This window comes from Legionella worsleiensis (genome assembly GCF_001467535.1).
GTDB classification, from domain to species: Bacteria; Pseudomonadota; Gammaproteobacteria; order Legionellales; family Legionellaceae; genus Legionella; species Legionella worsleiensis.
This window is the reverse complement of record NZ_LNZC01000031.1, coordinates 142,214-156,390: the sequence shown is the minus strand read 5'-3', so window position 1 is coordinate 156,390 and position 14,177 is coordinate 142,214. Positions and strand designations below refer to the sequence as shown.

The window sequence follows — 14,177 nt, the reverse complement described above, 5'->3', positions numbered from 1 at the left end:
CCGTTAATTGACGCCAGATTCAAAACACTTGATATGATAATTACAGGATTTACTCCATTAAATACACAAAATTGCATTCTAAATGACTTGCGTATAGACCTTTGGCAGTTCTCTTTAGAGCATGAACTCCATATCGCTGATCAGTTATTAAATGCCGAAGAAAGGGCAAGAACCGATCGTTTTTACTTTAGTCGGCACAAAAGACGGTTTTCAACCGCCCGAGCCACTATGAGAATTATTCTTTCCCGTTATCTCAATACAGCCCCAGAACGACTTGAGTTTGTTTATGGCCCGCATGGCAAACCAACAGTTCTTAATTCGCAAAAACTGCAATTTAACATCAGCCACACCGGTGATTTGGCACTGCTTGCGGTTGGCAAGGGTTTTCCAATGGGCGTGGACATTGAACATTATTCCGCTCGACCTTATGAGGGCATAGCTAAAAATTTATTTTCCGAACAGGAATATATGGAATTGATAAAAGCCCCTTCATCCATGAAACCTGCCTTATTTTTTCATGTCTGGGCACAAAAAGAAGCCTTTATCAAAGCCAGCGGCTTGGGGCTTTCTTACCCGACTAAAGAGTTTCACGTGCCAACCACCATGCCAACCAAACAACTGGTTGATGATCCCTTACATAATATGACCTGGCATTTACGTACATTCATGCCCGAAGTGGCGTGTAGCGGTGCTTTGTGCCATCACCCAACCATCAGGGAAATCCGGCATGGGTTAATCGAGCTGCATCAAAACGCCGCTTTACAGTTTTAAACCATGATCCAGTTTAATCAGACACAGCGAACCCTACTCCAGATCCTTGGTGATGGCTTGTGCCATAGTGGCAGTGAATTAGGCAATGTTCTGGGCATGAGTCGTTCGGCTGTCTGGAAGCACATCAACCAGCTCATGGATGTAGGGATAGGAATTATCCGTATGCCACAACAAGGCTATCGTTTAGCGAATCCGCTGCAGTTATTGGACGAAACGCTCATAACCAATCACCTGCACCAAAAAGCATTTCCCCAGTCCTTCAAACTGCATCTTTTTTCTTCAATTGACTCCACTAATCGCTTTTTAAAAGAAATCCCACCCAGCTCAACATTGGATATTTGCTGCGCTGAAGTACAAACCCAGGGAAGAGGTCGCTTCGGCAGAGCATGGCATTCCCCATTTGGCGAGAATATTTACTGCTCCAGCCGTTGGAATGTCTATTGTGATCTTAGCCGTCTGTCTGGATTAAGCCTGATTACCAGCTTGGCAATACTCAAATCATTAAAGGAGTCCGTTGCAACTGATGCAATTAAAATCAAGTGGCCCAATGATCTGCTTTGGGGCAATAAAAAAATATGCGGGGTATTGATTGAAATTATTGCCGAATCCAATGGACACGCCCAAGTAATTATTGGCATTGGGCTTAACGTAAACAGCGACACGCAAAACCATCCTCTGCCCGATAAGCCCTGGGGTTCTTTGTTTGATCTGGCTCATCAGCAATTCGACCGCAATATTCTCATTGCCAACCTGATGTATCATTTAAACTGTAACATCAATCAATTTTTAAACCATGATCTCACCAGTTTTATGGATGAATGGAAGCAATACGATTATCTTGCCGGAAAACACATCAGTGTTACCCAAGCGCTTAATTCATTTACAGGAACTGCTTGCGGAATTGATGCCGCAGGGCAACTGATCCTTAGGGACGATAAGGGCATCATCCATCTGCTCTCATCTGGAGATACTTCATTACATAATGACAGGCAATAGACTACCCCAAACCGGTCAGGGCAAACGCATCTAAACGTATTATCTAAGACCAAGATGCCTACGTTCTGCGCTTTATGCGCAGAGTCCAGATCTTTGCCTACACTAAGATCGCATGGATCCTGCGCATAAAACGCAGGACGTAGGCAAAAGGGTGGAGATTTATGTTCATAATTTAGATGCGTTTACCCTGCCAAACCGGTTTTATTCTTGACAAGTGTATTTTTTTGTTCAAAATCAGCATTTCATTGTATAAGGAAATCCCGACGTGCCCGATCTAATCTCCGATTTTATGACAGGACTCTACACAGAGACTGCGAATATGCTGGATAAATACCGCAGTCCGCTACATTCTGCTTTATTACGTAATCCTCGTTATGAAGAAGTAAGCAAGATTATTGAGCTTATTCACCATAAGAGGTATTTAAAATTTTCAGATCTGGTCAGGGATTTGGATCAATTAATAAGCAATGAGGTTCCACTCATTTTTCATTTTGATGACATCTTGCCCGAGCTTATTGAGCGCATTAAGGACATGCACAAACAAAAACTACTTTATAACATGAGACTCTTTCCTGTAATGATTAAATTTTGCCAAAAACAGGATTATCTGCTTCAACTGTTAGATGCAATCAGTACGCTAGATCCACATGACCAGATTACCCTGTTTCACATACAGAATAATCATTACTACAAAGGATCTTTATTAAAAGCCCTGCTTATTGATGTTAATGCCAGATCTGGCGTTTCAGATAGCGAGCCTTCTAACTTTGAACTATTCGCTGAATTTATTTGTAATTTACTGGAGATAACAAAATCTATAGACCATCCTGCCGTTCAGACGAATCATCAAAATGTGGTCAAGAAATTATTAACAAACTCCACCAGCGACCAAATGTTACTGAATGGTATTCCAGTTAAAGATAATCTGTTAATACAAACAATAATCAAACTAAAACGGATTCCTCAAAGCCTATTACGTCTATGTGAATATCTAGGGCCTCATTTACAGCAGCTGTTATGGAATAATGAGATGATATGCAATAGATGGTTTATGGAGGTCTCGGATCATGTCGACTATCATGTTTTCAGCGCCCTAGGCTATGCAATGGATCATGCTCCCAATTCAATAGGTGTCTTATTAAAGACCATAAGCTGTCTGGATTCAAACGAACAAATTCACCAGATTTGCTGTGCCGTATTTGGCTCTTTCTTTAAAACCGTAAATCGCAAGAATCCTGAGCGTTCAGCTATAAAATTACCCCACGATATTGACCAAAATAAAGCTCTGCAACGTTTTTTCACCCTGAGACCTCTTTTGCCAACCACTGTATGGACTCAGGTTTTGTTACGAGAATTCGAACCCTATAGACAAAGTTTACTGGAATTTGCGGTACGTTCAAATACTGAATCGTTCTCAGAAATAGTCAATCTGATCAAAGACCTTCCTCCAGAAGAAAAAATACCCTTTTTGACACGAGAGTTTTTTTATTCACAGAAGAACATATTAGAACTGGCAATTTCGTATAGGGTCAACGCTAATTTGATCCAAACTATTCTGGATGCGATCGCAGATCTGCCTGTAGAGATAAAAATAAGTATCTTTTCTCATAGCACAAAAGACACAAGTACGAATTTATTGCTGGAAGCCTATGAAGTCGACAGTTCCGCTATGGCCACCATTCGCAACGAAATCGATAAGTTGCCACCAGAAAATAAAGCAGCTGTCCTGGATCAGATTGATTGGAGAAAAGGCAACATGCTCATGCGAGCCATGGATTGGGATATAGAATCATTTAAATGGTATCTTGCCTACCTGGAAAAAAAGCCACATGAACACCAGATTTCCGCCTTGCTTCATACCGATGTTGGATGGCATGGGTGTTCCTATCAGCGCAGCATTTCAGATGATCGAGGCAATAGTGCATTACTGCTGGCATTGCAACAAGTTAAGTCCGAACAATTGATGGTATTTTTTGATTTTATCAGCAAGGCCATTTATTGGGATGAACAAAAGAATCACCCTGATACAGTCGCCCTTTTAAAACTGTTGCGACAAACCAATTTATACGGTTTGAATGCACTAACCGCCTCGTTATCACAGAATGATGTACCTGACTTTGCTTTTCATGAAGTATACAAGCTTCTCCAACTCATCCCTGTTTCATTGCATACAGAATTAGGTTTTTTAATACTGCAAAATACCCCAAACCAGATGAATTGCTTGCTGCTGGCGGTGCAAAACAACCGTCAGGATGCAATACACTCTTTACTGTCTTTAGCAAAAAAAATATCTCCTTCCTGTATTGTATCATTGTGTGAACAGCACAATAGCCAGGAAGAAAACTGTCTCATGTTGGCCATGATACACAACCACCATGCTCTACCCCTACTGCTTAATGAATTAACTGCACTACCGGAAACGGAACAATGCGAACTGTTTTGCTCTTTAATGACAAGAACCAATAAAGAGGGGCGAAACGTGCTGGATCTGGCAATACTGCACTATCCCGAATCAGTTTCCCTTCTCTTGCCCATTATTGAATTATTACCCCTGGATGCTCAGGCCAAAGTATTCTGCCCCCAAAAAACAGACAATGACAAAACAGGCAACCCTCTTCTTTTGGCCATAAATAAATGCCAAAATCCGAGTATCGCATTATCCATACATCAAGCGATTACAAAACTGGACGAGCATATTCCTGGCTTCTTAAAAGAAGCAGAAGCACCTGCAAGGGCAAGACCCTATACCCAATATTTTTTCAAGATTCATTCTCAGAGGAGCACAAACGAAGATGAATTGGTTGATGCATGCAGTTTAGGCTTGCCTGATTAACGGCACACAAAATTGATTTTTTTAGCTTGTAATAAAAACTCTGTTGTAACTGTGCGAATTGGAAGAGTAGCTATTGAGTAGACCGGATTTAGAGGGGATAGTGAGAGTTCGTCCCGAGCCGTTTTAATGGCTCGGAACTGGATGAACTGCGAGGAAATCGATTTATACTTCTTGTTCAGAATCGTCAGATCCTTTTTCTTGTTGTATGCGTAAATAAATTTCTTCACGATGAACTGAAACATCTTTTGGTGCATTGATACCCAAACGAACCTGGTTACCTTTAACACCCAACACGGTAATATTAACATCATCACCAATGATTAATGTCTCACCTATACGCCGAGTCAAAATTAACATGACTAAATCTCCCTAATAAGGCAGCTACCTACTTTCCCACAGAACGCTTCCATGGTGTTCTTGGCAGCCACATGCTGACTAAAAATTAAACAACTTTTCTTACTCGGATAACATTGTACACTCTGATTATTAACGGAGTATTAAGGCTAAGATAAAATGTGTAATTAATTTTCACTTTTAATGAACTGTAACGGTATCCCTAAAAAGCTTAAAGACACGCTACAGCATTCTCCTTTACATCGTACCTAAACAGAACAAAACTCAAAACAAATGACTTAAGCCTCCACTCATTGTTATTTAAGTAGAGCCGTAACTCCGCAGGTTGAGGATAAGATTGGTTTGAATTTAACCAAACCGCACTCACGTCATCCTGAACGTAGTGAAGGATCTTCTGAATCTGGCTCAGTTCCAGGCATTTGGAGATCCTTCGCTACGCTCAGGATGACGTACCTGGGGAGTTACGCATAGGCCAAAATACGTGATTAAGAAGGAACAATAATCTACCTGCAAATCAATTCTAATTCCAGACCTAACAAAAAAAATCATTGATTCATTTGGTCATTATAAACCGAATCACTCCGGCAGTTTACTTAACCCGTTGATTAAATTTGCCGGGACGGCAAAATGCATGTTTTTAGGTGGGGCAAGATTTAGACTATTCATCATGGCAACATACTCCTCTCTGGAACTAACCTGTAATCTGGGATTATGCGCTTTTTCATGTGCTATGGTACTGAATTTTTTTTCATTATAATCATGAGCAGGATATACCTTCATGGTATCAGGTAATTTGAGCAATTTATGAAACAAACTGTCATACTGCATACTGGCACTTCCTCCTTGAAAGTCAGTTCGTCCTGTAGCATTAATGAGTAATGTATCCCCGGTAAAAACGCTATCGTCCCAAACAAAAGAATAAGAATCTGGGGTATGTCCTGGGGTATGTAAGGCCTGAATCCTTAAATCGCCAAAGTCTAAAAACTCTTGATCATGAAATTTATAGCTGAGAAATTGGACTTCCGTTTCAATCCCCATCATGGATTGGCAATGAGTCAAATAACCCAAATCACCGGAACCGGTAATGTGATCGGCATGAGTATGAGTATCCAGGGAAGCAACCAGATTTAATCCAGATTGATTGATAAAGTGAAGATACTCTTCAATATGAGATTTTACCGGATCGATGATAATACCGTGCTTGCTGGCAGGTGAACCAATGAGGTAAGTATAGGTTGATGAATCCTGATCAAAAAACTGATGAAATATCATTCCTCACTCCATGGTCTTTTTTAAGGTCAAAATACAATAGAGAAAATCAAAAATCAGATTTTTAACATCGTATTTTTATTGAATAGATGCGATCGTATTATAATAAATTCTAAATAACAACGAGTATTTCGCCATATTGAACAACAGGATTCCCTACGTTATCCCGAACCCGAACTCAGCGAGGGTGAGAGATCTCCAAAAGTTGGCACAGTGCCATCTTCAGGTTGATTTCTCCGGCGGCTATTAAGAAGTTGTTCCTTATACTAAAAAACTATTGTTGTTCAATCTATTTATCCATATACTGCATTCTATTTTTAGAAAAAAATCATATGCTTTTTAATTCATATCAATTTCTATTTCTGTATCTTCCTATAGTTTTATTTGGTACTTATCTGCTTATTTACTTCTTTAAACCTGGGGTAGTTCCCTGGTTATTGACCTTTTCTCTGCTGTTTTACGGCTGGTGGAATCCCGTCTATCTGACTTTGTTACTGACCTCCATTGGATTTAATTTTATTGTCGGTAAATTGATTGTACAGAGTACGATTCAATCGCATAAAAAATGTTATTTAATTCTGGGAATAGCAGCAAACCTGGCTGCTCTGTTTTATTTCAAATACATGAACTTTTTCATCCAGAATATCAATTCTCTTGCTCATACCAATTTTAATTTTTACAACATCATTCTGCCACTGGGAATTTCCTTTTTTACCTTTACCCAAATTGCTTTTTTAGTTGATGCCTATTATGAAAAAGTAAAACAATTCGGAATTTTTAATTACTCGCTTTTTGTAACGTATTTTCCTCATTTAATTGCAGGGCCCATCATTCATCATAAAGACGTCATGCCCCAATTCAATAAAATACTCGACACCAAAGAATTCCCTCTGATGCGCTACTTCATGATTGGACTGACAATTTTTATCATAGGCTTGTTTAAAAAAGTGTGTCTGGCCGATACGCTGGCTCCCAAAGTCAATTATATTTTTGATATACCGGGCAAAGGATACGAGTTGTCTTTCGTTGACTCATGGATGGGGGCTATTGGCTATACCTTGCAACTGTATTTTGATTTTTCAGGATATTCTGAAATGGCCATTGGCTTAAGTTTTATGATAGGAATCAAACTACCCATCAATTTTTTCTCACCTTATAAGGCGGTAAATATTATTGATTTCTGGCGACGATGGCACATGAGCCTGTCCCGTTTCTTTAGAGATTATTTATACATTCCACTTGGAGGCAGTAAAAAAGGACCTTTTCGTAAATACCTTAATTTGTTTATTGTGATGGTCATTGTCGGATTCTGGCATGGTGCCGGGTGGACTTTTATTTTATGGGGTACCTATCATGGTACTTTACTCATTTTGAATCACAGCTGGCATACCGTGAAAAATCAGCTGATCAGTCAGTTTGATTTCAAGATAACCTCTGGATTCATGAAGAAAACAATCCAGTTGCTGTCCATTGCTCTAACCTTCTTTTGCGTTGTTATTGGATGGGTACTTTTTCGTGCCAATGACTTCGCCACTGCGCATAATTTTTATCAGGGAATGTTCCATTACCACAACTATTACTACGGCTCTAGTGGATTACTTACTCTGTTAAACTACATTTTCTTTGGATTGTTTCTTTTAGCAGGGCTGATTATCTGCGCTTTTATGCCCAATACTATTGAGCTGATGAAATCAGCACATGCCATACTTGATTCACAACAGGTAAATTCAATAAATGCAAATAAATCCAATACACTTAGTTTGATTTGGAAACCAAGCCTGGCATATGGATTAGTTATTGGTGCAGCTCTGTATTTTTCTTTAACGACTATATCCCAAACTCCAAGTACCTTTTTATATTTCAATTTTTGAAAAGAGAACATCACAACATGAAAGAAAAAAAGTTATACCAATATTTCATAGCAGTTTTTTCCGGGGTTCTGCTCACACATGTTCTTTTCAGTTATATTATGGGGTTAGTGACCACTGGTTTTTATAAAAATACACTGATTAATGTCCGCAATTATGACGGATCAGAAACAAAACCATTATCACGATCCTATCTGACAAACTTTTTAAAAAAATCCCAGAAACCGGTTATGCTGATTATGGGTTCTTCATTTTCTTATGGAAACTCACTATCCGCTCTAAATACCTATGCTCATCATTTGATGGAACAATTCCCCAATTTTTTAATCATGAACGCATCAGTAATTGGGGAAAGTGGGCAATCTTATCTGGATAACCTGAGTTACCTCAAAGCGAAAAAAATATCGCTGGATACACTAATAATCGAAATAAATCTGTTTAATTTTATTTCCACGAATTCATATTTTATAGATGACGAAAAATTTGCGCCCAAAGATCTAGCCTACGATTCATACTTCGATTTTTACTTTCTTCATCCTCACGGCATAAATTCCATACTCAATCTGGATCTAAACCGCCTGTACACACTGGAACAAACCGGAGAAAATAAATATCAATATGTAGCACTTCCTGATGCCTATTCCGAACCTTATGATAGATTTAAAGACAAGCTGCCTAACTATACATTGTTTCTTAATTCATTATTTTCGTCCTCATCTTCTGTAGCTCATAATGTGTATTTTTTTATATCACCGATTTACAAAAATGGTGTAGCGCAATCTCAATTTAAAGTAAGCGATATAGAGTGCGAATTAAACGACATCTACAAAATCTGCCAACAATTTCCCAAAGTTCATTGTTTAAATCCCGGACTTGATTATCCTGAAAGCCATTTTATGAATCTTTCTCATTTTAACGAAGAGGGGCATAGACATCTGGCAAAATGGCTGGCGAGACAAATCAACGGGGACGAAAAAAATCAGCTGGCTCAGAAGGAAGCGGATAAACAAAATAGCTAGCACCAATCAACAAAAATAAAAACATCTGCTGGCTCGAGTAGATTTAAATGAGCCGGTCAGCTAAAATGTTTGGCAAATTAACTACCTCCTATAACATCATGAAAAAAATACTCATCATAGGCGCAGGACAATTAGGCAGCCGCCATCTGCAATCGCTAAATTTGCTCAATGAGCAACTGGATATTACCGTTGTAGATCCCAGCGTGGCTTCTCTTGAAACAGCACGCTCACGGTTTGAAGCGACCATTGCGCAAGTAACACATCAAATCAATTACACCCAAAAATTAACTGACACTCATACTGTAGACGTTGCGATCATTGCAAGCACTGCTCAAAGCCGCCGCACCATAGTAGAAGATCTACTCAAGCAAGTCGAAGTGAAGCACCTGGTTCTGGAAAAAATCCTGTTTACCCAAGAGCAGGACTATTACGATATAGCAGAATTGTTATCCAGACATCAAACAAAAACATGGGTTAATTGCACTATGCGCATGATGCCCTACTACCAAAATCTCAACACATTATTTCACAATGAAGCCGTTCAGTATCACGTTACAGGCAGTCAATACGGCCTGATTACTAACGCCATCCATTATCTGGATCATGCAGCCTACATCACTGGCGACAATGAATTTGAACTCGATACTCATCTCCTGGATAAACACATCATTGAAAGCAAGAGAGCAGGATATTACGAATTAACCGGAACTCTGGTCGCACGTTTCGCTAATGGCAGCCAGGCGTTCATCAACTGCGATAAACACGGTTCGGCACCTATTCAAATCGAGATTTATAATCACAAAAACCGCATTATTTCTAAAGAATGGGAACAAAAAGCTTGGCAAACCGGGGTTGATAAGGATTGGAAATGGGAGGAAGTCAATGCGCCAATTCCCTTCCAAAGCACTCTGACAGCTGAATTGGTTCATTCGCTCTTGACTACAAATCGTTGCTCACTGACCGACTACACCACATCCATGCAAATTCATCTGCAACTACTGAAACCACTTAAATCATTTGTAGCTGAAAACAGATTAACCAGCCATATGGACTATCCATTCACCTGAACACAGTATAGGAATCAATAATGATCAATGTTGTAATTTTTGGCTCAGGCCCTATGGCATGCGAATACAGCAAGGTTCTGCAAGCCTTGCAAGTGCCCTTTACGGTACTTGGCAGAAGTGAGCAATCAACTAACGCCTTTCACACTACCACCGGAATTAAAGCTATCCCCGGAGGATACGAACAGTATTTAGCCACCAATCAACATTCTTTTTCACATGCCATCATCGCCGTTGGTGAAAAACGATTGGGGGATGCTGCTCGGGCTGCAATTAATGCCGGTATAGCAACCATTCTGGTTGAAAAACCTGGAGGTATAGATGCTGAAGATATTCGAGCTGTTGCTCAAACAGCTAAAAACAAAAATGCCCGAGTTCTGGTAGGTTATAATCGCCGATTTTACGCCTCAGTTGAAAAAGCCAAATCCATTATTGCCGAGGATGGCGGTTTACTGTCTTTCAATTTTGAATTCACCGAGTGGGGACATGTGATTGCCAACATTGAAAAAGAAGAAGGCGTTAAAGAGCACTGGTTTTTGGCTAACTCATCTCACGTCATTGACTTGGCTTTTCACCTTGGTGGAACTCCTCGAGTGCTGAATGCGTTAACCGCTGGTTCTCTATCCTGGCATCCAAAAGCTGCCGTTTATGCCGGTTCCGGGATTACTGAACAGGGTGTTTTATTTACTTATCAGGCAAATTGGCAGGCTCCTGGTCGTTGGGGTTTGGAGTTTTTAACTCGACAGCACAGACTCTATTTTAGACCTATGGAAAAACTGCAAATTCAGAAATTGGGTAGTGTTGCTCTTGAGGATGTGGTGCTGGATGATGCCCTGGACTATGATTTTAAACCTGGTCTGTATCAACAAACTCACGCATTCATTAACGACCCGGCTCAATTACCGGATATTGAAGAACAGGTCAGCATGCTCAAATGGTATGAACAAATTAATACCCCGAGCAGCCTGTGAATAAAATCTCTTTAATCAGCATAGACCACATCAATCAGTTGATTCCTGCCTATGCTGCTTTAAAACACGCACGCATTCACAATAAACTGGAAGAAAAGACCTTGGTTATTTTAACCAAACCTCACATTCCATTTAGCTCGTTAAAAATTAAGCACATTAAAACTCTGATGAGTAATGAAAAGGCCGCTGTCGTGATAAACGGCTTTTCTTTATTTAAATATCCCAAGCTCATGACCTATTTCCCGGCACGGCTCAGATCCTGGTTTTTATACCAAAAATTAAAGCATTATTCAGTAGAGGAACTGTTTTTCGCCCACGACATCAGCAGCGATTTCTGGAACCAGACATTAATGCACGCTTTTCCTGCCGCACGGCGTATTTGTTATGGTGATGCGCTTGGTTTGGTCTACACCCCAAATTATTTTACCCAATTGATGTACCGAATCAAAAGCCGCAACAAAATTATTGTTCATAATCTACTTGCCCGAATTAAAAGAAAATTTTTATATCCCGGAAATAAACACCAGTTAATGCCACAAGATGCTATTTTAGCCATACCCTGTGACCCAGGAAGGGATTTCCTGAGCAAGTGCACCCTTTCGATCATTAACCAAAAGGATTTAAAACTCTGTGTGCAGGAACTTGCCACAACCTTGCCTGAATTTAAAAACCACATGCAAGAACACATTAACAGCAGCCCAACACCCTGTTATTTATTGATGTTTAGCAATTTTACTGAATCCAAACTAACTACTTTAGAAAATGAAATTGCACTCTATCAAGAAATACTTAAAACCCACGCTCAACCTGACAGCACTATCATAATTAAACCTCATCCTGCACATAATCCAGAGGTATTTCAACAGATCATTGGCGCCCTGAGTGAACACTACTGTATTCAAATAATTAATAAAGACTTTTACCATTTACCCATAGAACTCGCTGAATGCCTGGTTCAGGGGTGTGAGGTACTGTCTGTTTCTTACTCATCCATCTCCCTACCCTATCTTTATGAAAAAAAGGTAACGCACGTTTTAACGCAGGAACTGATTAATCAATATTTCTCAATTGAAAAAATGAGCTGGTTTATTGAGAGTAATAATTTATACCTGCTGATGATTGATGCCCTAAAAAATTGGACTCAGGACCATGAATTACCTATCTGATACAAAAAAAGATGCGCCAGTTAACATAGCGGTCATCATCGTTAACTACAATTCTGCCTCTTATTTATTAAAAGCGCTTCATGCTCTGGCGATTCAGTTATATAAACCCCATCAAGTGATTGTATTCGATAATGCCAGTTCAGAAGAAATTCCCGCAGAAATTCATCAATTGAACTTGCCGTTAACCCTCATCAAAAATCCAACTAACCTTGGTTTTGCAGCTGGAAACAATAAAGCAATTGAATATCTCGATCCCGAAATAAACTGGATAGCCCTTTTAAACCCTGATGCCTACCCTTACAAAGAATGGTTGGCAGAAATGGTAACGGTCATTCATACCCATCCACAATATGCCTTTCTGGGTTCCAAACTCATCTGCGAGAAAGAGCCGCACTTACTCGATGGAACAGGCGATGTGTACCACATTAGCGGTAAAGCATGGAGAAATCATCACCGAAAGCCATTGCATCGTTCCTCCACAAAAATAGAGGAGATCTTTTCTCCCTGTGCTGCAGCCGCCTTATACAAACGAGAAGCATTTGATGAAGTTCAAGGTTTTGATGAACATTTTTTTTGTTACTATGAGGACATCGATTTAGCTTTTAGACTATGGCTGGCGGGTTACAAAGGAGCATATGTTCCCAAATCAATTGCCGAGCACACTGGTTCTGCAACAACAACAAGACACAGTGATTTTTATACCTACCATGGTCATAGAAATTTGGTATGGACTTATTTTAAAAACATGCCGACCCTATTGCTTCTTATTTTTTTACCCTTACACCTTTTGCTGAATATGGCAACTATTGCACTCTTTGTTAAAAGAGGACAAACCAAAACCATACTCAAATCCAAGCTGGATGCATTAAAAGGCTTGCAGCGCATTTGGCAGCAACGCAGGATAGTGCAAAAAACACGAGTTCTCAGCACATTCCAACTTTTTAAAATCCTTAATAAAGGCTTGCCATGGTAAATTATTCCGTTACTGTAGTCATCGTAAACTATAACTCAGGTGAGATGCTGGTCAACTGCATCAATCAGGTACTCACCAGCACTGTTCCAACACAAATTATCGTATCGGATAACGCATCATCGGATAACAGCCTCAGTCTGGTAGAAACGGCATTTAAAGATCGCCCCGAGGTAATGATTCATAGAAACAATGCCAATCGTGGTTTTTCTGCGGGAAATAATGCCGTTTATGAGTTCATTACTACCCCATATATTCTTTACCTCAATCCAGATTGTTTTATTGAAAAAGACACTTTGGAACAATTAATCCATACTATGAAACAATTTCCAAAGGCCGGCATGGTTGGCTGTCTGGTAACTAACCCCGATGGCACAGAGCAAGCGGGATGCAGAGGATTAACCCCCACCCCATCACGAGTGTTCAATCAACTATTCCATTTAGCTAAACTCTTTCCTGATAATCCTAAATTTTCAGGCTACATTTTATCCAATAAACCACTTCCCGATGAACCTGTTGCAGTAGAGCTGATTTCTGGTTCCTGCATGTTCGTTCGTAAAGAAGCCATTGAAGAGGTAGGCTTACTCGATGATCAGTATTTTCTTTACTGTGAAGATTATGATTGGTTCTACAGATTCATAGCTGGACAATGGAACATTATTTTTAACCCTAAAATCAAAGTAATGCACATTAAAAGTTTCAGCACCCGTCAAATTCCTCTCAAAGTTCTTGGTTATAAAGCCCGTGGCATGTGGCGCTACCATAACAAATTTTTTAAAAAGAATTCATCCTGGCTCACAAATGGATTGGTTAAGATTGGAATAATATCTCGCTTCCTGATCTTGAGTGGAATGGTGCTTGTCCAAAAAACATTAAAACAAATAAAGAGTTAATTT

12 protein-coding genes are annotated in these 14,177 nt (G+C 39.7%); 10 read left to right on the top strand and 2 right to left on the bottom strand.

Annotation, left to right across the window (positions count from 1 at the left end; all coding sequences use genetic code 11):
- The first annotated feature begins 33 nt into the window (after positions 1-33).
- The 3 genes from Lwor_RS12500 (at position 34) to Lwor_RS12490 (ending at position 4,600) form a co-directional block, all read left to right on the top strand.
- Positions 34-771: a 4'-phosphopantetheinyl transferase family protein gene (locus Lwor_RS12500; RefSeq protein WP_058494211.1), complete on the top strand. Its 738-nt coding sequence runs from the start codon at positions 34-36 to the stop codon at positions 769-771.
- A gap of 3 nt (positions 772-774) precedes the next feature.
- A complete protein-coding gene (locus Lwor_RS12495) occupies positions 775-1,767 on the top strand; it encodes a biotin--[acetyl-CoA-carboxylase] ligase (RefSeq protein WP_115091045.1) in 993 nt (330 codons plus the stop codon).
- Positions 1,768-2,032: 265 nt separating this feature from the next.
- Positions 2,033-4,600: a hypothetical protein gene (locus Lwor_RS12490; protein ID WP_147279871.1), complete on the top strand. Its 2,568-nt coding sequence runs from the start codon at positions 2,033-2,035 to the stop codon at positions 4,598-4,600.
- 162 nt (positions 4,601-4,762) lie between these two features.
- Here the strand turns inward: Lwor_RS12490 and csrA are convergent, their stop codons facing one another.
- Together csrA and Lwor_RS12480 are read right to left on the bottom strand one after the other, a co-directional pair.
- Entirely contained in the window at positions 4,763-4,957 is a 195-nt protein-coding gene (gene csrA, locus Lwor_RS12485) for a carbon storage regulator CsrA (RefSeq protein ID WP_058494209.1), read from the bottom strand.
- A 573-nt stretch (positions 4,958-5,530) separates the two neighbouring features.
- On the bottom strand, positions 5,531-6,226 hold the full coding sequence (locus Lwor_RS12480; protein ID WP_058494208.1) for an MBL fold metallo-hydrolase: 696 nt from the start codon (positions 6,224-6,226) through the stop codon (positions 5,531-5,533).
- 329 nt (positions 6,227-6,555) lie between these two features.
- On the opposite strand from Lwor_RS12480, the gene Lwor_RS12475 reads away from it, so the two are divergent.
- From Lwor_RS12475 to Lwor_RS12445, 7 genes are read left to right on the top strand one after another with little or no spacing between them, the layout of a single operon-like run.
- Positions 6,556-8,094: an MBOAT family O-acyltransferase gene (locus Lwor_RS12475; protein WP_058494207.1), complete on the top strand. Its 1,539-nt coding sequence runs from the start codon at positions 6,556-6,558 to the stop codon at positions 8,092-8,094.
- Positions 8,095-8,111: 17 nt separating this feature from the next.
- Entirely contained in the window at positions 8,112-9,110 is a 999-nt protein-coding gene (locus tag Lwor_RS12470) for a hypothetical protein (RefSeq protein WP_058494206.1), read from the top strand.
- A 47-nt stretch (positions 9,111-9,157) separates the two neighbouring features.
- Positions 9,158-10,177: a Gfo/Idh/MocA family oxidoreductase gene (locus Lwor_RS12465; protein WP_238584668.1), complete on the top strand. Its 1,020-nt coding sequence runs from the start codon at positions 9,158-9,160 to the stop codon at positions 10,175-10,177.
- 20 nt (positions 10,178-10,197) lie between these two features.
- Positions 10,198-11,145 carry a Gfo/Idh/MocA family oxidoreductase gene (locus tag Lwor_RS12460; RefSeq protein ID WP_065235861.1) on the top strand — a complete coding sequence of 316 codons (948 nt, stop codon included), beginning with the start codon at positions 10,198-10,200 and terminating at the stop codon, positions 11,143-11,145.
- A complete protein-coding gene (locus Lwor_RS12455) occupies positions 11,142-12,311 on the top strand; it encodes a polysialyltransferase family glycosyltransferase (RefSeq protein WP_058494205.1) in 1,170 nt (389 codons plus the stop codon). Before Lwor_RS12460 ends, Lwor_RS12455 begins: the two co-directional genes overlap by 4 nt.
- Positions 12,295-13,284 carry a glycosyltransferase family 2 protein gene (locus tag Lwor_RS12450; protein ID WP_058494204.1) on the top strand — a complete coding sequence of 330 codons (990 nt, stop codon included), beginning with the start codon at positions 12,295-12,297 and terminating at the stop codon, positions 13,282-13,284. The genes Lwor_RS12455 and Lwor_RS12450 overlap by 17 nt, the downstream gene beginning before the upstream one ends.
- Positions 13,278-14,174, top strand: a complete 897-nt coding sequence (locus tag Lwor_RS12445) for a glycosyltransferase family 2 protein (RefSeq protein WP_058494203.1) — start codon at positions 13,278-13,280, stop codon at positions 14,172-14,174. Before Lwor_RS12450 ends, Lwor_RS12445 begins: the two co-directional genes overlap by 7 nt.
- Positions 14,175-14,177: the final 3 nt, after the last annotated feature.

What these genes read in the sequence shown, in the direction of transcription:
- Lwor_RS12500 (WP_058494211.1), top strand. Translation starts at nt 34, where the DNA reads ATGATAATTACAGGATTTACTCCATTAAATACACAAAATTGCATTCTA.
- Lwor_RS12495 (WP_115091045.1), top strand. Translation starts at nt 775, where the DNA reads ATGATCCAGTTTAATCAGACACAGCGAACCCTACTCCAGATCCTTGGT.
- csrA (WP_058494209.1), bottom strand. Translation starts at nt 4,957, where the DNA reads ATGTTAATTTTGACTCGGCGTATAGGTGAGACATTAATCATTGGTGAT.
- Lwor_RS12480 (WP_058494208.1), bottom strand. Translation starts at nt 6,226, where the DNA reads ATGATATTTCATCAGTTTTTTGATCAGGATTCATCAACCTATACTTAC.
- Lwor_RS12475 (WP_058494207.1), top strand. Translation starts at nt 6,556, where the DNA reads ATGCTTTTTAATTCATATCAATTTCTATTTCTGTATCTTCCTATAGTT.
- Lwor_RS12470 (WP_058494206.1), top strand. Translation starts at nt 8,112, where the DNA reads ATGAAAGAAAAAAAGTTATACCAATATTTCATAGCAGTTTTTTCCGGG.
- Lwor_RS12465 (WP_238584668.1), top strand. Translation starts at nt 9,158, where the DNA reads ATGAGCCGGTCAGCTAAAATGTTTGGCAAATTAACTACCTCCTATAAC.
- Lwor_RS12460 (WP_065235861.1), top strand. Translation starts at nt 10,198, where the DNA reads ATGATCAATGTTGTAATTTTTGGCTCAGGCCCTATGGCATGCGAATAC.
- Lwor_RS12450 (WP_058494204.1), top strand. Translation starts at nt 12,295, where the DNA reads ATGAATTACCTATCTGATACAAAAAAAGATGCGCCAGTTAACATAGCG.
- Lwor_RS12445 (WP_058494203.1), top strand. Translation starts at nt 13,278, where the DNA reads ATGGTAAATTATTCCGTTACTGTAGTCATCGTAAACTATAACTCAGGT.